Below are 19758 nucleotides of genomic sequence, written 5' to 3'. Positions count from 1 at the left end.
AAAAAGACCAATTATATGAGTATTCCCATCAGTATCTCTTTAAATCAGCCCCTGCTCTCTTCTCATCCGTTAAAATGGGATAAACGCATTGAACCGGAAAGATTCAAACAGGCCAAACAACAATTTGCGGTAGAGATGGAAAAGGTAGCGATTCAAACAATCAATCATTATTTCAATCTTTTGTTAGCCTTAATAAACGTGGATATTGCCCAGCAAAATCTGGAACACTCCTCTAAATTAGTAAAGATTGCCTCAAGTAAAAAAAACATGGGGCTTATTTCGGATAACGAACTATTGCAATTAAAACTGAATCAACTGAATGCTTCCTCCGCATTGATACAGACCCAGCAGGAGTATGAACAAAAAATGTTCGCTCTTCGCAACTACCTCGGCTATAACGAACAAATCGATATTAAACCGGAAATTCCTGCCGCATGTCCAGATATCGAGATTTCCATAGAAAGGGTAATGGAAATAGCAAATAAAAATAATCCATTCCGTTATGATATTGTTTGCCGATTATTGGAGGCCAAGCAACAAATAGCCCAAGCAAAAGCAGAAAGCGGTTTTCAGGCAGACATATACGCGACAATCGGATATACTGGAAGCAATACGACTTTCAAAAGAACGTATCAAAATCTCCAAAACCGGGAAGCTGTCAGTTTAGGGATCAGCATCCCCATTCTAAACTGGGGAAAACGAAAAGGCAAGATCGAAATGGCTCGCTCCCGGGAAGAGATTACGAAAAACGAGGTACAGCAATCAAGACTGAATTTCGAACAAAACGTAATTACCATCGTCAGGCAATACCAGGAACAAAGACGACTAAATGAAATTGTCCAGTTGGCCGATACCATAGCCCAGCAACGCTATAAAACAGCATACGAAACCTTCGTGATGGGACAAATAAGCGTACTGGACATTAACGCGGCCCAAGTAGAAAGGGATAATGCTAAACGCAATTACATCCATCAACTATCCTCTTCTTGGACTCAATTTTATACCCTCAGGCAATTGACCCTTTTTGATTTTGAATTAAATAAAGAGATTACCTACGACGAATTTAAAACCTTAAATTTCTAATCATGGACAGAGCAATTTCACCCGAAATAAAAAAACGACGAAAACAAAAACGGATACTGCAGATCATCGTAATCTCCTTTTTTACCGGGATAGGCTTTTATTCTCTGATGTATTTGTTTCAACCCGGCATTGCAGCTAAAAATATACGGGTATATTCCGTCGATAAAGGCCCCTTAGAGATATCGGTCTATGCCGTTGGAAAAATAGTCTCTCAAGAAGAACAGGTTATTACCTCCCCCGTATCTTCCAAAATTCTGGAAGTATATAAAAAAGCGGGAGAAAAGGTAACAAAGGGAGAAGCCTTGCTAAAACTCGATCTGGAAACCATAAAAACGGAATACGAAACCAAACAGGAAGAACTTCAAATGAAAAGAAATAAATTGGAACTCCAGAAAGCGACCTTTGAAAACCAACTCTCTGAAATGCAAATGCAGATAGCAATTGACGAGATGCAGCTCAAACGATCGGAGGTAATGTTGTACAACGAAAAATACTTGGACAGTATAGGGGCCAGCACCGCCGACAAAGTCCGACAGACGGAATTAGACTACAAAGTCAAGCAGATGCAGTTAGAACAATTCAAACGCAAATTCGCCAATCAACAACGGACTTCGGAAGCCGAGATCAAATCTTTGGAGTTAGACTATAAAATTGCCCGAAAAAACATCGATTTGATGTTCAAGACCTTGGGCGAAGCCCAAATACGAGCGCCGCATTCCGCTACCTTAACCTGGATCAATGATCAGGTCGGTTCTTCCGTCAATCAAGGTTCGGACGTAGCCATCATTTCCGATCTTACCCGTTTCAAAATAGAAGCCGAAATAGCCGACGGATATGCCGATAAAATCAATTCAGGAAATCGGGTTACCGTAAAAATAGGAAGCGATAAACTCTCCGGTACCGTAAGCAATGTCACTCCATCCGTAAAAAACGGCATGATCAAATTCTCCGTTTTACTCGCGGAAAACAATCATCCTAAACTACGTTCCGGCCTAAAGGTAGATACCTATGTCACCCATGCCCTCAAAGAAGAGGTTCTGCGGATCGGAAACGGATCGTACTATATAGGTCCGGGAGAATACGATTTATGGATTGTTTCAGAGGGGAAGGCAATCAAAAAGAAAGTGATATTGGGAGAAGGCAGTTTCGAACAAATCGAAGTCATCAACGGGCTGGCAACCGGAGAGCAAGTCATCGTATCGGATATGTCCCGCTACCAAAACGACAAAAAAATCCGCATCAAAAACTGACAACCGATAATTCAGAGATTAAACGATTAGATGATTGAGTGATTGATTTTGAATCACAGAATCTGCAATTAATTTATGATTTACGATTTATGATTAAAATTCCAATATTGCCATCTTTAAATCGTAAATCACAGAATCACAAAATCCCAGAATCACTAAATCCCTATATTGTTATTCTCTAACTCCATACACTCTCTGGGATAGATATTTTACCGCCACGACAAAGAATCCTGTCAATACAAGATTCAGTACCAAACTGAGAATAGAGATAATCAACGCCGGTCCGCCTAATTGATAGCCCATAGCAATAACGATGATCCCGGCACCGACCTCTCCCCGGGTAAACATTCCCACGGAAAGAGCCAAACGTTCCAATATATTCCGGTCACGATAGAAAAACAAAGGGAACATCTTCCCCAGGTTGGAAAGGAAAGTAACAACGACTACATGAAAAATCAGCATTCCCCAACCCGGCATAGCCTCTCCACTCGTATCCAATCCTATGAACAACGGCGTACTCAACCCTACCAAGAACATAAAAAGATAAGAGATAAAACTGGAAACTCGCACCTCGATAACAGAGGTATGATGTACGGCTTTCATTACCATTCCTAACACAAAAGCCGGTAATAGAACCTCGATATGAATGGCTCCATCCTGCCCCATCCAATACTTCGTCAACAAATAGATACTTTCAAAAGCGGCCACAATACAAACGGAATAGATCACGATCGCTCTCCAGGATTGCGGAATATCCAAAGAACTCAACTTTTTCCAGCCGAAAATCAACAGAAGACAAACGACCAATACGATAACAAACAATTGCCATCTAAAACCAATCATCAATATCTGTAAAGGAATCATCAACAATATGGTATCCAAATCGTCGAAAATAGCCAATACCTGTGTCTTTTTGTAAATCCATTCTTGTTTTAAACCGGCAGCCGCTAACATGGTAAACAAAATTCCGGCAGAAGTCGGAGCTGCAAATCGACTGATCAATAAATTTTTATCCCAGGATAAACCGGAATCAAGAAAAAAGATATAATAGATAGCAATAAAAATCCAAGGAACAGCAGCCGTAGCCATCGCAATAAAATAATCGGCAGTATAAGATTTCCATCTAGTTTTATCTAACTCGAACTCCCGTCCAACATTGATCATGATAAAAGCAAGGCATATAAACATGAGCCATTTGGACACTCCTGATACTATCCCATATGTCGCCCCCATCTCCGAAGGTAACACCTGGGAAAGCAATAAACCACACAACAAAAAAACAGAAAACAAAAAAACTTTCTTCATCCGGTCAATATATTACATAATTCCTCTAAACCCACGCGAAGATAATGAAATCCTCCACGTAAGCCGATAATTAAAAAACAGTAGAGTCTAAAAATATAAATAACAAATATTGATAAAACTTAAACATTAGCTATTCATATTTAATAGTCTCCGGTTTAGATATACGGTAATCGAAAAATCCGGTTCTACGTCGACTGGAAATATCTACATCAAAAGAGTGAAAACCGGGTGGAACCTTAGGATAATAGGTTAAACGAATACTCACATTTTTAAATATCAAATTATCGTTCCGCAAATTCACGCTAACCCCGACTGCCCAATAAGTCTGAGCTTTCAAAATGGATTTATTTCCTTCTGCCAAAGCGCCGGCATCGACGAAACCGGTAAGCGAAGCACGGAATCCCCGCTTAATATAAGGCAAAAAAAGCGTTGCCGATAGAGAACCAGAAAGCCTTTGATTTCCTCGTAACGTATCGGCATCAAAACCTGTAATCTTACTATCCTCGAAATAGATGTAATCATCGTTGCTTCGCTTGATTCCTTTCACATACTCCATACTGCTGTAAAAACGCAGACGGTGTTTGGACAAGTGATACAATCGACTGAAATAACTGGCTCCTAATTTAAAAACTCCACTTTCAAAATCATACCCATCCATGAAGGATCCCAAAGCCGCATGAAACGCGTAAAAACGATTCGTATATTTATTAAACCAGGAATAATACCACTCCGTTCCTATATAACCGTTTTTTGTAAAATCGCCTCTCTCGTATCCATAAAGCAAAGCTCCATACAAACCGGAAGGAATATCCTCCGTCCGACCGAAATCATAAATCAGATTAGCTTTAAAATATTTCAATTTCATGAAAGCGATTGCCCCGATAAAAGTACTTCGGTTATAATAGTAAGAATTTGAATCGCTGGTCACAATCGGTCGATTGACAAATTGCGTTCCCATATATCGACCGGTCAAATAAAGATTACGAGTAAAACTGTATTTTTCTCCCAAATAAAAAGATCTCCCCACCCACGTATCGAACAAGCGATAATTGAATAACTCCACAGGCTTCGTAATATCCCGGTCTACCAAAGTCGACGAAGAGTATACCCGACTATAACCGACACCTCCCGCCCACTTTGTGCGAGAGGTTTGAAAAGATCTATTCAAAGAGAGGGTCAACATATCCCGGACATAAGTATTCTCATAACTGCCATAAAAATCCACCCGGGTAGAAAACAAATTATCAACCTGATACTCGATAAGGTTACCCCAACGCTGTTCTTTCCGCCCCCGGTAGCTGGCCCGATAATGTACCTGATGTCCCCTTCTAAACAAATTTTTACTCTCTATACCGATATCCGCCGCATTTAAAAAATTACTCCAAACCTCTCCCGTCCAAGAAAATTCATCTTTACAGATAACCAACAAATCCACCTCATCGGTATCTCCCGGTATCTCCTCTATCTCGATTAAAACATCGTCGATATTAGAAAGACGTTTTAATAAAACTTCATTCTCTACTAACTCGAAAGGATCTACCGTCATGCCCGGTTTTACCGTCAACTGTTTCTTCACGATCCGTTCCGAAGTTTTCTGGTGTACATTATTACCCATCATTCGCAACCAATCCAAACTATCCCGTTCGTATATCGTGTCCCTGACACTCGTCCCGAATGGCGGAAGAATCTTAACATCAATCTCCCGAATTTTTTTCCCCTTGTACTTCTTATACCGATCCTCGCTATTTTCCGATTGTACAACATCGATATTATATTTTTTGGGATTAACAAAAATCATTTTATACAACTCTTTCGTCCATTTCCAACGATAAGCCGCATTCTTTATTTTCGTATACTCGTAGCGAAGCGTATCCCGAATCAGACTGTCCGGCTGAAACACACCGCTCTCCACGATTGTATCCCGCGAAATCCTTTTCTCCACACGAACATTTTCCGACGAAGGTTGTGCATGACCTTGCCCCACGACCACTACACACACTAACACCAAAATCAGAATCTTAACCATTACTCCTTTTTCTCTGAAAATTTACTCCGAGACGATCAATTTTTTAAACCCATCGGACATCCATACCTCTTGTTTTCCCCTATCGTCCAAATATACGAAACAAGCTTCCAATTTTGTATCTTCTTCTATAATTTTTTGAGCTTTTTCTTTCCCTAAAACCATAAAAGCCGTAGCATAAGCATCCGCCTCCATACAGGTAGGGGCATACACGGAAGAACTCAATATATCCCGTTGAACCGGATAACCCGTTTTCGGATTGATCGTGTGGGCATATTTTTTCCCGTCTACCACATAAAAGTTTCTATAATTGCCAGAGGTTGCCAAAGCTCCCCCCTCTATGGCGACCACCGCCTGTAATTCCCTCGTGGAAGCACTCACATCATCCACGGGTTTGTCTATCCCTATCCTCCAGGCACGCTTTTTACTGCTTATTCCCCGTACCCGGATCTCCCCCCCGATATCGACCATGTAATTCTTTACTCCTTTTTTATCTAAAAAATCGGCCACCAAATCGACTCCTAATCCTTTAGCGATAGAACTTGCATCAAGTTGTACCCCCTCTATGGCCTTTATAAGCTGCATGCCATTCAAAGTCAACTTATTCATTCCGATATATTGCAATAAAGAATCCACTTTCTCTGCCGAAGGCAAACGCTCATTCTTAAATCCAAATCCCCAAGCATTGGATAACGGAGCCACGGTAATATCAAAGGCTCCTTCCGTCGCATCATACACTTTTCGAGCTTGAATAAACATCCTGACAAAAAGCGAATCGACCTGATCGCTTTCTTCGCGATTGACCTTCGCAATCACGGAATGAGGGTTAAACATAGAAAGAGAATAATTTACCCGTTCCATCTCTTTTATGATAACAGTATCGTAATTCAGCACACTCTCGTAAGAGATAGAATAATAAGTCCCGTATATTTTCCCCTCCATAAATTTATATTCCTGATGACGACAACCGACGACAACCATCAGGAATCCGACAATCAATATCCAGTTCCTCATTTTATTCAATTAAAAATAATATCCTAAACTAAAGTAAAAACCTAATTTTTTCGTCCAGTTCGACAAACTAAAAGTGACATCTATAGGTCCCACGATGCTGTCATAAGAATAACCGGCCCCGCCACCCCATACATCATCACCACTCAAAATATCAAAGAAATTATCTTTTTGCTTGGCATAATTTCCAATCAAAGAAACATAATGATTCATTCCCAAACGATACCTGAAATGCAGTTTAGCCACGACAAGCGAATTTTCGAATTGCTCCAAGTTTTGTATTCCATAAAAAGGCAATTGCTGCGCGACATATCTTCCGGCAACTTCTCCCCCCATGGCATTCATATAGGGATAAGCAACATTCTTTCCTATCAAAATCCGACCATAAATAGAAGGTAACATCTTTACCCGTCGAGTAATTGAAATAACCGAAGTAAAATCAAACCCCAAAGCGGAGAAAGGAGTCCCACCATTATAAGTCACAAAATTATCCGTGTAAAAAGAGTAATCCACCTTTAAAGAACTCCCTCTCGTGGGATAATAGCGCTTATCAAAAGTCTCGACGTGAGCCAGCCCGTAATAAATGAAAAATCCTTCCGGTTCCACGTTTATGTTATGCTCCCGATCCGCGTACAAAAAGGCGTCATAATCAAAATATTCATACCGCAACCCCAATTGAAACTTTAAATTCTTAAAATAGATATCCGAAATGCTCAAATCTCCCCGATGAAACGTATAAGTTATATTATCTGTTTTCTTTCCTTTTACATATATGTTCAAATCATTGTATTTAAACATATAGGAAATATTAAAACGTCTTAAAAAAGTATTCCCTAAAGAGTAATCCAATTGTACGTACGGGTTTTTACTCAGCCGACCGGTTAAAGAGAGACGAGAACCTCTCAAGGTCCGGTGGCTGATGGTCGTATTCAATAAAATAGCCGCCATCTCTTCCGTATCGAAACGGAATCCGAGATTCAACGAACTCATGGATTTTTCCTTCAGAATCAATTCCAAATTACAGTTGGGAGCATCGGTTATACGGTAACTGACATGAGCGAACGCTCCCGTCCCGTATAACTCCGCAATAGCCTGATGTATATCACGCGTAGTAATACGGGTATAATTTTTCAATCGTATTTTTCTCTTCAGCCATTTTTCATCCCGTTCATCAATACCTTTAATGATGATCCGATTCACCCAAATCGTATCGCTTTCAAGTAATTTATTCTCTATCTCTTTTTCCTCCTTTGCCTCTTCCCCTATTCCTATCTCTTTCTTCAATGCAATCAACTCATCCCACTGACTTCTGGCGACCCGTTCCCCGCGCATGATCAACGTATCGATAGCCTCCCGGGAGAAACTCGCCGCCGAATAAGGAGCCACATCCGGTTTTATATACACGTTCAATAACTTCTTGTTCTCTTCATACTTTTGAATTCCCAAAAAAGAGGTCATTTGATCGATAATACCCGTTACAGATTCCAACCCTTTAGCATCCCTCAACTCGGCTTGTACATCCACTCCTATCAAAATATCTGCTCCCATTCGCTTAGCCAAATCTGCCGGAAAATTATTGGAGATTCCACCGTCAACCAATACCATACCATTTTTAAGTACCGGGGCAAAAACGCCGGGAATAGCCATACTTGCCCGCATAGATAAGGGCAAACTACCTCTATCCAGAACAACTTCCTTACCGTCCACCAAATTACTGGCAACACAGGCAAAAGGGATCGGTAACCGATCAAAATTCAACGAATCATGATAACCGATCGTCAAATCGGAAAAAAGATTATAAATATTTTGCCCGCTAATAAAACCAGAAGGCATTTTTATCTCCCGGTTATTGTTAATCGGAATCGAAATCAAATACTTTTCATTTACCTCCTTCTCAGAAAAAGGCAAATTATAACGATATACCTTATCACTCAATAAAAAAATCCAATCTTGCTTCCGTACCAAACTATCCATGATATGAGCATCGTACCCGATGGCATATAACGCTCCCACGATAGCCCCCATACTCGTTCCCGCAATATAATCTATCGGTATCCCGGCCTCTTCCAACACTTTCAGCACCCCAATATGAGCCACACCTTTAGCACCACCCCCACTCAATACCAAACCCACCTTTTTACGCTGGGCATTCCCATCCATTACAACAAAAAAAACGATAAGCAACAATAACAATCGTCTCATAGAAACATTTTTAATTCAGCCTTCCATTACCCCTCCGTTCAATCTTCCCAAATGTAGTTATTTCTCCTGAATTCACCATCGTACCCGGTTAAAAAACATTCCATCACTCATAAATTAAATCTACCTGTAAACATTTATCCTTACATTTTTACAATAAAATAAAAAGGCTTTTACCGACGATTCGTTTTATTTCGTTATTTTTGCCAAGACTGTGGAAAAAATAACGAAAAATATGACAAAGATATTGGTAATTGATGACGAACGTAGCATTCGGAATTCAATGAAAGACATATTACTGTATGAAGGACATGAAGTTCTTTTAGCAGAAAACGGCATGGAAGGACTGGTAACCGTGAAATCGGAAAAACCGGACATCGTTTTTTGTGATATTAAAATGCCGAAGATGGAAGGGATAGAGGTATTGGAACGCATCAAGGAATTTTCCGTCGATACCCCTGTTATCATGATCTCTGGACACGGTACGATAGACACAGCCATCGAGGCGATTAAAAAAGGCGCTTATGATTTTATCGAGAAACCTCTGGATCTGAACCGTCTACTGATCACAATCAAAAATGCGACCGACAAGCATCAGCTCATACACGAGACCAAAACGCTGAAAAATAAAGTCAGTAAAAAATACGAGATGATCGGAAATTCCGAAGCTCTCAATCATGTTCGCTCGATGATCGAGAAAGTAGCCGTTTCGGATGCACGGATTTTAATTACCGGCCCGAACGGCTCCGGAAAAGAACTGGTTGCCCGTCAACTCCATGAACTCAGTAATCGCCGGAATAACGCCTTTGTCGAGGTCAACTGTGCCGCAATTCCCTCCGAATTGATCGAAAGCGAATTATTCGGACACGAAAAAGGAGCCTTCACTTCTGCCATTAAACAAAAAAAGGGAAAGTTTGAACTTGCTAACGAGGGAACCCTGTTCCTGGACGAAATAGGAGATATGGGCTTAAGTGCCCAAGCAAAAGTACTACGTGCCCTGCAAGAACAAAAGATCACACGGGTCGGAGGAGACACGGATATCAATGTAGATGTACGGGTAATTGCCGCTACCAATAAGAATCTGAAGCAGGAAATTGAAAAAGGAAATTTCCGGGAAGACCTGTACCACCGCCTCAGTGTCATTATCATAGACGTTCCGCCGTTGAACCAAAGAATCGAAGATATCGAGCCCTTAACCAATTATTTTATCAGTGAGATCTGTTCGGAAATGGGTATTGCCACCAAAACGCTTACCCCGGATGCCATAAAAGCCTTAAAAGGATGCGATTGGACGGGTAATATCCGGGAACTACGCAATGTCGTAGAACGTTTGATCATTTTATGCGGTCAGACCATTACCAAAGAAGATGTTGAGATGTATAGGTAATAAAACATGATGGGAAAAGAAAATAAACTACATATCGTCCTGTTAGGACGCAGAAATAATGGGAAAAGTTCTCTCATTAACCTGTTAACGGGACAAGAGATAGCTATTGTTTCTGAAATTGCAGGAACCACAACCGATACGGTTAAAAGAAGTTATGAAATTCCGGACTTCGCCTCCGTTATTTTTATGGATACGGCAGGAATTGACGATTCCGGAGAACTCGGAAAAAAAAGAGTAGAAAAAACCCGAAACGCGATTACTCAAGCCGATATCGCCATAGTCGTAATCGCCCATAACCGATTCGGACAGGAAGAAGAGTCGTTAATCAACGATTTACAAAAGTTAGAAATACCTTTTATCATTCTCCATAACAAAAGTGATGAAGAATCCCTGCTTCCCGCACTTGAAAACAAATTAGTAAAAGCATATCGCTGCCCTGTTATTGATTTTTCCACGCTTTCCCGACAAAATCATCGCGTTATCGAAGCATTGAAAGAGGTATGGAAAAGTCAACAGCAAGGACCGGAATCCTTAATCGGGGATTTACTCTCCCCTGGAGATGTCGTTTTATTGATAACACCTATCGACTCCGAAGCTCCGGCCGGACGTTTAATCTTACCGCAAGTACAAATGATCCGGGATATCTTGGACAACCACTGTACAAGCATTGTTTTGCAACCCGAGGAGATAGCCACTTTTCTACAAAAAACAGGGATACGTCCCCGATTAGCCATCGCAGACAGCCAGGTTTTTAAAAAAGTAGCAGCCATCGTACCCGAAGAGATTCCCCTGACCAGTTTCAGTATAGTCTTAGCCCGACATAAGGGGCAATTCGAAGCTTACTTGCAAGGAACGGGACAAATTGAGAATCTGAAAGAAGGAGACCGCATACTCATGCTGGAATCCTGCTCTCACCATGTCTCCTGCGAGGATATCGGACGCCATAAAATCCCGCACTGGCTACAAACATATACCGGTAAAACATTTACCTTTGATTTTATCGTGGGATTGGATAACATCGCTCGGCCGGTCACGGACTACGCCATGGTCATCCAATGCGGAGGATGCATGATTACCGGTAAACAATTAAAAAACAGACTTCAACCCGCCATCGACGCTGGAATACCGGTCAGTAATTACGGCATGACCATCGCCTACCTGCACGGTATCTTTAACCGGGCCATAGAGGTATTTAAAAAATCGGGAAATTGAAAAACTTCCCGATTTTTAATATGAAAGAATCGCTACAATTATAATATAAAACCAAATCCGATGGAGTACGGGTGAACCCCGGGAGCCGTAGAGGCATTAAACAGATGAGTCAAAGTATAACCGCCCCAGAGACTGATCCCCCGGAAACCCATTCTCAACACATAGTCCACCTTAACCGGAGCCATTCCGTAACTTCCCGAATCTTTTCGTATCCGTTTATTTCCCTTATCGCTTTTATAAACGATTTTAGTCTTGGAGTGAAGCCGAAGTCCCCCCATAAATCCGGTAGACACGTAAAATATATTTTTATTTTTCAGACGGTATTGATACTCCATAAGGATAGGCAAAGTCAAGTATAAAATTTTAAATGTACTTCTCTTGGGACGATCGATTCCTAACTCCGATAGAGGAAGGGGTTGTAACTGCCCCATTTCATCCTTATGCAGGGTAATGTTACGGTCAAAACGCAAGCGCTGGTACTCTAAACCCAAACCGGTAACAAAACCGAAATTCAAATTCACCGGCAATGAAAACTGAGAAAGATTAAATTGTATCGTAAAAGAATTGGCCCAATCCAACGTCAGAAAACGATCCCCTCCGTATTCGGAATAATCGGTATTCCCAAAATTTACAAACCCGAAATAAAACCCTCTCCAATGCCCGGTAAAACGAGAATTGTCATTTTGATTATCATCAAACATCTCTATTTCATAGGTCGTTCCAAAGATCCGAACACTCTCTTTGGGACGCCTTACGAGTGTATCCCAGACGATCATCTCCTCCTCTTTCCCGATCGAATCGTTGGATTGACTTCTCTCTTTAACCGAATCTCTTTTATGCCAGGAATCACGTATCACAACGGAATCTTTTTGAGCAGAAGCCGTAATACACTCCAACAAAAACACACAGACAATAATTATCAGTTTCATAATTCAAATTTTTATCTTATTTATAATCGTGTTATCTACCACAAAACATACTCTTTCCGATCCTTATCCTTGAAACGTTCCTTCCAGTCTTTTCCCGCCCGAATCAAGTTAGACAGAAAATTATCCTCAATTTTCAAATCCGGTGTCAACGCGTAGTCTTTTTTGTCCCGTTCTGCAATTCGATCGAAGGTAATCTCAGGTTTCATCGCCTGCAAATCCGCTTTAGGGATCAAAATGATCTCCCGGCCGATAGCCATATCTCCATCAGCCGGAATTGTCGACATGGCCACAATCCGCTGAACAGTTTGTATCGGTTTATCGACAAATGGAGGGGTCCGCTTCTGCAAATACCTGACGGGAACCGTCGCTTCGGGCTTTGCCAAGGAATTATCTTTAAGTATAGCCGGTATAGCAGGCGCTTTATGCGCAATTTCTCTACTCTCTAAACGAGCAACAATCGGAGAAGAGTGACTTTCTCTCGCTTTATCCTCTCCCATCCAATAGAATATAATCCCGAACAGGATCACTACAAGGGCAGCAACACCCCCGTAACGCACCACTCCGTACAGCCACCCGGACCACCGGTATAAATTTCTCTTTTCCGGATAACGGATAGAGAGATCTGGAATCATTTTTAATCGAGAATAAACAGCCGCCACCTCACGAAACTTCTCTTCACCCATCTCCTTCTCTACCCTTTTCCGTTCATCCTCAGTTAAAACATTCTCGGAAACAGCAATAGCATAATAATCCATCCTCCCGTTCCGATTCTCTTGTTTCAAGGCAGATTTTTTCTCCCATTTTAACAAAGGAGGCGTTAATCTTGCCTGTTCTATTCCCTCCATCTGCTCGCGTAAATCCGGGTGCCTGAACAAAAAATCGTCCAATTCTTCTTGTAATGCCTCCGGCAATAGGCCCTCCAGGTAGTCAATAAAGTAACTCTCGTAATTCTCTTTTGTTATCATATCTCCCTCCTTAAATTACCAAATCAGGTCTACGGATAAACTCTTTCATATAGGCTCTGGCTCGAAATATATATACTTTCACCTGCGTCTCGTTCAATCCCGTAATCTCCGCAATCTCTTGATAAGAATAGGATTCGTAATCCCGCAATAACACCACGGTCTTTTGTATGGTAGGTAGTTTCGCCAACGCCGAATCCAACACATCCTGTAAATCGGGCGGATTATTACTCTCTTCCGAAAACCGACTATCGATCTCTTCAATATCGCCATATTTATATTCTCGCCGAAGAAGGTCTATCATTCGGTGGTAAGCCGTAGTATAAAGAAACGATTTCGCCTTACTCTTTTCAATCACAGATAGCATTTCCCATAATTTCAGGAAACTGTCCTGCACGATATCCTGCGCCATCTCCTTCGAACGACATGCCTTATAAAGAAAACGGAACAAACCATCCGAGATATCATCTACCGATCGATTATACTCTACTCTTGTCATTTCATCTTCATTTCAGGTATATCGCTTCCCCAAAAATCAATCTGCTTTATCATTCGCCAGCGAAAATAGTCCGGTTTCTCTCCTTTTCTGAAAAGTAACACACCTTCATTATTAGCATTCACATCGCTATATTTTCCCAAGATCAATTTTATCCCGTTCTTTAACTCCACCCAAGTGTATTCATAATTTTTCGGCTCAATCTTTTTCACATAACGAAAAGGCAACGCATAAACCGTATTCCCATTCCTCCCTTCCAATAATTCAAAATCCATCGCTTCGTCCAAATCATACACCAAAATCCCCTCTATTATCCTACCGTCACGATCTTTTACACTTCCTCTCAATCGAACAGGTTCCGAGAAATCCTCATATTCCATTTGTTTTATATCTTCCAAAGCAACCGTTTCAAAAGAGACGAAATCAGGCCACTCCACGCGTACTTGTCCTACAGATGCCATATTGATAAAAATTCCCCTATTTTCATCATTCACATCACCTTCCCCCCACATACTTATCTCCCTGCCACTTTTTAAACTTACGATACTTACCGAACCCGTTTTTCGAACAGACACGACATTGGAAAAAGCGACTCTTGCGCCATACTCTCCAATTACCCCGCTAATAGTCTGTCTTAAAGAATTTTTATCTCTATTCCACCGGACGATTCCCTTAAATTTTCCATATGGAGTCGCTACAATACCGGCAATAGGCACATCCCGGGGAGCCGAAAAATCTTCCGGAGCCGCGTAGAATTTAATCTCACTTATCAATTCCCAAGAAAGAATTTCGAACTCTCCGTTCTTTTTCTCAATCCCAATATCCTCTCCTATATCATGCAATGAACCTTTTTGTAACTCGATGATATCTCCATTTTTTATTTGCAATTCAATTCGATCGGTAGCTGTCGGACGAATACTTTTTATATTACCAAAACGGCAAGAGAAAATATGAATCCCCGGCTCCGCATGGACCTCGTTTTTTAATAAAACAGAATCTTTTCCTCTAAAATAAGAGGTATACGGATTATTTATTTTCATAGCCGTGAATAAATCCACCCAATATAAGTTACTTTTCCCCCAAGAAATATATCCCACAACCTTTCTATTGGTTACCGTGGTAACCTCCCCGAATATTCTCACCTCATTCACTCCGGCCCGTATCCCTTGCCACATACAGACGAATAATACGATCAATACTCCTGATTTCATCATACGCTTTATTTTAATTCAACCCTATGACGGACAAATATCGTGAATAGTTACAAGCAAAAAATAATTTTAACTAAAACAAAATCCGTACAGGAGTGATCCGATCATTTATACCAGACACAACAAGCCTCCAAACGGATTATCCGGAACGCACGAGATGAACCTAAATAAAAAAGAAACGTCGTTTTTTATGGAAAAACGACGTTTATATACTGATTATTAATTTTTTACAAAAACTTTACGACTCGGAATTCAATTTCTTAAATCCTTTTCCCAATATCTCTTTCGCATCCAAAATCGTCACAAAAGCATTCGGATCGATTTGGTAAATAGCCCGTTGCAGAGTCGCCATTTCACGACGGTTAACCATAGTCATGATCATCTCTTTTTCCGTCCGGTTATACATTCCCTGAATCGGAACGATCGATCCCCCTCGTTTGATATCGGTCAGAATAAAATGACGGATATCTTCTACCTTATCCGATATAATAAAAAAGGTCTTTTCATTCGCAAATCCTTGCAACACGACGTCTATCGTTTTACCCATCAGAAATATAGCTAACCAGGAATACATCGGTACCTTCCAATCCTGAAACATCAGGAAACCGAACACGACAATACAGGAGTCCACGGTCATCTGAAGTTGTCCTAACGGCTGATGCGTCCATTTGTGCAATATATTCGAAAGCACATCCGTACCTCCGCTCGAGGCCCTGGTTTTCAATATCATTCCCACTCCTACTCCCATAACGACACCGCCGAAAATACAAGCTAACAGAACTTCATCTCCCAATTTAAACGGATCCAACAATCCGTTAATCGGAATAGGCTCTCCCATCAACGTTAAAAGTATAGCCGGTATACTGTCGGCAAATACAGCCACCAAAATAAAACAAACAAACGTTTTAACACCAAACTGCGGTCCTAAAACTTTCATCCCCAACAGACTCAACGGCAGATTAAAACAGAGTGCCGCCATACCGATCGGGAATCCCCACATATGCTGCAATACGATGGTAATACCGTATATTCCCCCCGGGACAATCTTGTAAGGAGCCATAAAACAACTGTATCCCAATGCCAAAACAAATGCTCCGCCGACTAACAAAGCATACGTTTTAAACCATTCTTTCGTGAAAGGTTTTTCTTTCATCAACGAAAATGTCATTCGAATTTTTAATTTAATTATACTACTACAAACATCACGGCCTGTAAAAAACAGCGCCTTCTAAATCAGGCCGCGAATATAGGAGGCGAAATGCTACAAAAACATGACTTTTGTCATACCTTGTAAGGAATTTATCTCAAATAGAAAAATAATATTTCCCCATTTTTTTATTTATATCTTCGAAAAAAGAGCTATAATTGCACACATTATCAAAAGTGTGTATTAATTGAGATCGAGATTACAAATAACTCAAGCAAGAATCATTGACGTGGCACAGAAGTTGTTCGCAGAATTAAGTTTTTATCGAACAACAATGAAAGATATTGCAAGTGCCGCTAAAATCAGTCGCCGCACGCTATACACTTATTACAAGTGCAAAGAGGATATTTTCAATCAGATTGTCGATCAAAAAATAGAAATGATTCATCAAAAGTTGATAAAGGCAACAGCAACGGCCTTGCCAGCCGATAAAAGACTAAAGTTATATATTAAAGAAAGATTTCATTTGATCGCCGAATTAATGTGTAATAGTGAATATATCAAAAAAACATTTTTATATAACAACAGTCGAATTGAAATTTTAAGGAAAAATATAGATGCAAAGGAGCTGGAATTATTAGAAGATATTTTTAAGGAAGGGGTTCAAAGTGAAATTTTTAACGTTAGCGATTCGAAAACATTCGCCGCTTTTTTACAACCCGTTCTTAAAAGTCTCGAATTCGGTTTTATCCGAAGATATGAACATGAACCTATAGATCAGATTATTAATGAATATACTCGTATTCTATTTTACGGTATCATAAAGAAATAATTATTTTACATGGAATTATTTATCAACAATTTTGCACATTATATACCTACGGAAAGAGTTCCCAACTCTTATTTCAAACCTGTAAACGGTTTGGACGACGAGTGGATTTATACTCGAACAGGGATAAAAAACCGAAGCAAGGCAAACGCGGAGGAGAACACGAACACCATGGCGATTGAAGCCGTCAGGAACCTACAACGAACCCTTCCTTACTCGATTGAAGAGGTCGACCTGATCGTTGCCGCCACGTATTCACCCTATGATACGGTAGCCACAGCAGCCCATATGGTACAGAGGGAATTTAAAATACACAATGCCAGGTGTCTAAGCGTTACTGCCGCTTGTTCCTCTTTTATCAACGCTATGGAAATAGCAGAAGGCTACTTCGCCATGAAGAAAGCATCCAAGGCCCTGATTATCGCTTCCGAGCACAACACGGCATATAGTAACGAAAACTGTCCTCAAAGCGGTCATCTTTGGGGAGACGGAGCCGTTGCCATCGCCATCTCCCCCAATAATTATAACCGGAAAGATGCAAAGATATTGAATATATATACCTGCGGTATGGGAGATATAAGCAAAGCCGACACGGCCGTTTACCTCCGGCCCCGGCACGGGGGCATCGGCATGCCGGAAGGAAGAGACGTGTTCATCAACGCCTGCCATTATATGATAGAGTCTCTCCAAGAGATAGTATCCAGCCAGGGAAAGAAGATAAGCGATCTGGCTTTTATCTCTCCCCATCAGGCCAATAAACGGATCATGAATAGCATCGCCCGTCAAATAGATTTTCCTGAAGAGCGTATCCTCTCCAATATAGAAGAGATCGGTAACACGGGATGTCCGAGCTGCGCCATCGCCCTGTCCCAAAACCTGCACCGGGTTCAAACCGGTGATCTCGTCGCCCTTACCGTTTTCGGCGGAGGATACTCCTGCGGTGCCGTTTTACTGCAATTTTGATTTTAAATACCGTTAATCAAAAAAAAACGAGGTTTCCGTAGAACCTCGTTTTTGTATTTCAATTCAGAGCTTTTCTTAAAGGAGTAAAACTACGGATTATCTCCTCCATTATCGAATTCCTCTTCGCAAATTTCAATAAAGTATCGACGATCGAAAATAAGCTGTCGCAACAAACAAAAACTCCCGCTTCATCATCCAACACAGCATCTAAAACGGATGTTCTTGCCGATTCGTTTTCATCGGTTATCCGTTTTAGATATAAAAAAATTAATTTCCGGTATTATTTTCAATTATCTTCATGACTCGCGAAGGATTGAAACAGTATGATGTGAAAATAAAAAAAGACAAGGAAAATTTATTCTTTCACCGACTCCACGTAAAGCTGTCCTGCCTGGTATTTTACGACCTTTACCCGGTTCCCCTTAGGGATATACATCCCCAAATTGGAAACTGCATCGTATTGCTCACCGTCGACAGACACCTTACCCGCCGGACGCAAATCGGTTTCGGCTATGCCCTCCTTACCCAACTCCTGTTTCGCCGTCATATCCACCCCGACAAACCCGGAATCCGTCGTCTCTTCGGCCTGTAAAGACCATCCCAACCTCCGGGAAGCAAATAATTTACGACTCAACCATATACTACCGAACAAGGAGATCAAAGAACAGCTTATGACAAAAAAGATGGAACGAATAATCGCACGAATGAAATCATGGAAAAAATCAAATGATACGTCATCGATCCCGGCCAATACCAAAGAGGCTATTATGCAGACGATCCCCGATATTCCGGTAACTCCGAACCCGGGAATGACAAAAATCTCAGTCAAAAGCAGGATCACCCCGACCACGAACAGGATCAGTTCGATGTTATTGGCAAATCCCTCCAAATACAAAGGAGCAAAATAGAGTACACAGGCCGTCAAAGCCGCTACCAAAGGGAAACCGACTCCCGGAGTCTGCAATTCGAAATAGATTCCTCCGATAATGATCATAATCAGAATACCCTGCACGATCGGATGAATCAGAAAACCGATCAATTTGTCCATTCCCGTCGCGTGATACTCCTTTATCTCGTAATCGGATATTCCCTCGCTCCTAACGACCTCGCTTACGCTCTCCGCAATCCCGTCGCAAAAACCGAATCTTATCGCCTCGTGAGGAGTAAAAGTCACAATCTTACCGCTATCGGTTACCCCCTTTATCGCAATCCGTTCGTCCACCATAGCTTCCGCGATCCGGGGATCCCGTTTCCAACGCACGACCGTATCCCCTCCGTTCACAATCGTATCCATACCGTGTGCCTGAGCCGTTGAACGAATCATGGAACGCATATAAGACTGATACTTATCGGGCATAGCCTCCCCCGTTTGATTTACAACCGTAGCTGCCCCGATATTAGCACCTTCCCGCATGTATATCCGGTCGCAAGCCAACGCAATCAAAGCTCCAGCCGAAGCCGCATTATTATCTATAAAAACCCAGCTCGGACGCTTATCATTCAGTATCAGGCTCCGCAGCGAATCGGCATAAACAACCATTCCGCCATAGGTGTTCATGTGTATCAACATATGATCGGCATTCGCTTTGTCCGCCTCTTCGTAGGAACGCTTTACCAACCGCCATACACCCGGCCCGATCTCATCCTTTATATCCACTTTAAAAATGATACTCTTCTTTTCTTCTGCCATACCGGAAAAGAACCAACACAACAAACCGATAATCAATACGAATTTTCTCATCATTTATTAT

At 41.3% G+C, this 19758-nt stretch carries 16 protein-coding genes; 6 read left to right on the top strand and 10 right to left on the bottom strand.

Translation table 11 applies throughout. The features are described 5' to 3' along the window. Positions 1–15 precede the first annotated feature (15 nt). On the top strand, positions 16–1083 hold the full coding sequence (locus NVS78_RS07960; protein ID WP_286358714.1) for a TolC family protein: 1068 nt from the start codon (positions 16–18) through the stop codon (positions 1081–1083). A gap of 2 nt (positions 1084–1085) precedes the next feature. Continuing rightward, complete coding sequence (locus NVS78_RS07955; protein ID WP_286358713.1) at positions 1086–2333, top strand: efflux RND transporter periplasmic adaptor subunit; 1248 nt, start codon at positions 1086–1088, stop codon at positions 2331–2333. Between the two features lie 171 nt (positions 2334–2504). On the opposite strand, the gene NVS78_RS07950 is transcribed toward NVS78_RS07955, so the two are convergent. The 4 genes from NVS78_RS07950 to NVS78_RS07935 all read right to left on the bottom strand — a co-directional run bounded on the left by NVS78_RS07950 (position 2505) and on the right by NVS78_RS07935 (position 8874). Beyond that, positions 2505–3638 (bottom strand): cation:proton antiporter domain-containing protein, encoded by a 1134-nt coding sequence (locus tag NVS78_RS07950; RefSeq protein WP_286358712.1) that lies wholly within the window; start codon positions 3636–3638, stop codon positions 2505–2507. A gap of 130 nt (positions 3639–3768) precedes the next feature. After that, positions 3769–5664, bottom strand: a complete 1896-nt coding sequence (locus NVS78_RS07945; RefSeq protein WP_286358711.1) for a BamA/TamA family outer membrane protein — start codon at positions 5662–5664, stop codon at positions 3769–3771. A gap of 21 nt (positions 5665–5685) precedes the next feature. After that, entirely contained in the window at positions 5686–6675 is a 990-nt protein-coding gene (locus NVS78_RS07940; RefSeq protein WP_286358710.1) for an FAD:protein FMN transferase, read from the bottom strand. A 9-nt stretch (positions 6676–6684) separates the two neighbouring features. Beyond that, the gene (locus NVS78_RS07935) at positions 6685–8874 is read right to left on the bottom strand and encodes a patatin-like phospholipase family protein (RefSeq protein WP_286358709.1); all 2190 of its coding nucleotides are present in this window, start codon (positions 8872–8874) and stop codon (positions 6685–6687) included. Positions 8875–9106: 232 nt separating this feature from the next. Here NVS78_RS07935 and NVS78_RS07930 point away from each other — a divergent pair, with 232 nt between their 5' ends. Together NVS78_RS07930 and hydF are read left to right on the top strand one after the other, a co-directional pair. Then, positions 9107–10258 (top strand): sigma-54-dependent transcriptional regulator, encoded by a 1152-nt coding sequence (locus NVS78_RS07930; RefSeq protein ID WP_270516614.1) that lies wholly within the window; start codon positions 9107–9109, stop codon positions 10256–10258. 6 nt (positions 10259–10264) lie between these two features. Next, a complete protein-coding gene (hydF, locus tag NVS78_RS07925) occupies positions 10265–11470 on the top strand; it encodes a [FeFe] hydrogenase H-cluster maturation GTPase HydF (protein ID WP_286358708.1) in 1206 nt (401 codons plus the stop codon). A gap of 38 nt (positions 11471–11508) precedes the next feature. On the opposite strand, the gene NVS78_RS07920 is transcribed toward hydF, so the two are convergent. From NVS78_RS07920 to NVS78_RS07900, 5 genes are all read right to left on the bottom strand, one after another. Next, the gene (locus NVS78_RS07920) at positions 11509–12399 is read right to left on the bottom strand and encodes an outer membrane beta-barrel protein (protein WP_286358707.1); all 891 of its coding nucleotides are present in this window, start codon (positions 12397–12399) and stop codon (positions 11509–11511) included. Between the two features lie 35 nt (positions 12400–12434). Then, positions 12435–13364 (bottom strand): hypothetical protein, encoded by a 930-nt coding sequence (locus NVS78_RS07915; RefSeq protein ID WP_286358706.1) that lies wholly within the window; start codon positions 13362–13364, stop codon positions 12435–12437. 10 nt (positions 13365–13374) lie between these two features. Next, positions 13375–13860 carry an RNA polymerase sigma factor gene (locus tag NVS78_RS07910; RefSeq protein WP_286358705.1) on the bottom strand — a complete coding sequence of 162 codons (486 nt, stop codon included), beginning with the start codon at positions 13858–13860 and terminating at the stop codon, positions 13375–13377. Then, a complete protein-coding gene (locus NVS78_RS07905) occupies positions 13857–15071 on the bottom strand; it encodes a hypothetical protein (protein WP_286358704.1) in 1215 nt (404 codons plus the stop codon). The genes NVS78_RS07910 and NVS78_RS07905 overlap by 4 nt, the downstream gene beginning before the upstream one ends. Before the next feature lie 235 nt (positions 15072–15306). After that, positions 15307–16236 (bottom strand): YitT family protein, encoded by a 930-nt coding sequence (locus NVS78_RS07900; protein ID WP_286358703.1) that lies wholly within the window; start codon positions 16234–16236, stop codon positions 15307–15309. A gap of 268 nt (positions 16237–16504) precedes the next feature. Between NVS78_RS07900 and NVS78_RS07895 the strand changes: the two genes are divergently transcribed. Both NVS78_RS07895 and NVS78_RS07890 read left to right on the top strand, forming a co-directional pair. Then, positions 16505–17047, top strand: coding sequence for a TetR/AcrR family transcriptional regulator (locus tag NVS78_RS07895; RefSeq protein WP_286358702.1), 543 nt, complete (start codon positions 16505–16507; stop codon positions 17045–17047). A 9-nt stretch (positions 17048–17056) separates the two neighbouring features. Beyond that, a complete protein-coding gene (locus NVS78_RS07890; RefSeq protein WP_286358701.1) occupies positions 17057–18007 on the top strand; it encodes a 3-oxoacyl-ACP synthase III family protein in 951 nt (316 codons plus the stop codon). 355 nt (positions 18008–18362) lie between these two features. Here NVS78_RS07890 and NVS78_RS07885 read toward each other — a convergent pair whose 3' ends face one another. Beyond that, on the bottom strand, positions 18363–19751 hold the full coding sequence (locus tag NVS78_RS07885) for an NfeD family protein (protein WP_434802126.1): 1389 nt from the start codon (positions 19749–19751) through the stop codon (positions 18363–18365). Between the last annotated feature and the right edge of the window lie 7 nt (positions 19752–19758).

This window comes from Gabonibacter chumensis, assembly GCF_024741215.1.
Classification (GTDB): domain Bacteria; phylum Bacteroidota; class Bacteroidia; order Bacteroidales; family Marinifilaceae; genus Gabonibacter; species Gabonibacter massiliensis.
The sequence above is the reverse complement of the archived record's forward strand: the minus strand, read 5'-3'. Positions and strand labels throughout refer to the sequence as shown.

What these genes read in the sequence shown, in the direction of transcription:
- hydF (WP_286358708.1), top strand. Translation starts at nt 10,265, where the DNA reads ATGATGGGAAAAGAAAATAAACTACATATCGTCCTGTTAGGACGCAGA.
- NVS78_RS07905 (WP_286358704.1), bottom strand. Translation starts at nt 15,071, where the DNA reads ATGATGAAATCAGGAGTATTGATCGTATTATTCGTCTGTATGTGGCAA.
- NVS78_RS07950 (WP_286358712.1), bottom strand. Translation starts at nt 3,638, where the DNA reads ATGAAGAAAGTTTTTTTGTTTTCTGTTTTTTTGTTGTGTGGTTTATTG.
- NVS78_RS07955 (WP_286358713.1), top strand. Translation starts at nt 1,086, where the DNA reads ATGGACAGAGCAATTTCACCCGAAATAAAAAAACGACGAAAACAAAAA.
- NVS78_RS07960 (WP_286358714.1), top strand. Translation starts at nt 16, where the DNA reads ATGAGTATTCCCATCAGTATCTCTTTAAATCAGCCCCTGCTCTCTTCT.
- NVS78_RS07900 (WP_286358703.1), bottom strand. Translation starts at nt 16,236, where the DNA reads ATGACATTTTCGTTGATGAAAGAAAAACCTTTCACGAAAGAATGGTTT.
- NVS78_RS07910 (WP_286358705.1), bottom strand. Translation starts at nt 13,860, where the DNA reads ATGACAAGAGTAGAGTATAATCGATCGGTAGATGATATCTCGGATGGT.
- NVS78_RS07935 (WP_286358709.1), bottom strand. Translation starts at nt 8,874, where the DNA reads ATGAGACGATTGTTATTGTTGCTTATCGTTTTTTTTGTTGTAATGGAT.
- NVS78_RS07930 (WP_270516614.1), top strand. Translation starts at nt 9,107, where the DNA reads ATGACAAAGATATTGGTAATTGATGACGAACGTAGCATTCGGAATTCA.
- NVS78_RS07885 (WP_434802126.1), bottom strand. Translation starts at nt 19,751, where the DNA reads ATGATGAGAAAATTCGTATTGATTATCGGTTTGTTGTGTTGGTTCTTT.
- NVS78_RS07940 (WP_286358710.1), bottom strand. Translation starts at nt 6,675, where the DNA reads ATGAGGAACTGGATATTGATTGTCGGATTCCTGATGGTTGTCGTCGGT.
- NVS78_RS07915 (WP_286358706.1), bottom strand. Translation starts at nt 13,364, where the DNA reads ATGATAACAAAAGAGAATTACGAGAGTTACTTTATTGACTACCTGGAG.
- NVS78_RS07945 (WP_286358711.1), bottom strand. Translation starts at nt 5,664, where the DNA reads ATGGTTAAGATTCTGATTTTGGTGTTAGTGTGTGTAGTGGTCGTGGGG.
- NVS78_RS07920 (WP_286358707.1), bottom strand. Translation starts at nt 12,399, where the DNA reads ATGAAACTGATAATTATTGTCTGTGTGTTTTTGTTGGAGTGTATTACG.
- NVS78_RS07890 (WP_286358701.1), top strand. Translation starts at nt 17,057, where the DNA reads ATGGAATTATTTATCAACAATTTTGCACATTATATACCTACGGAAAGA.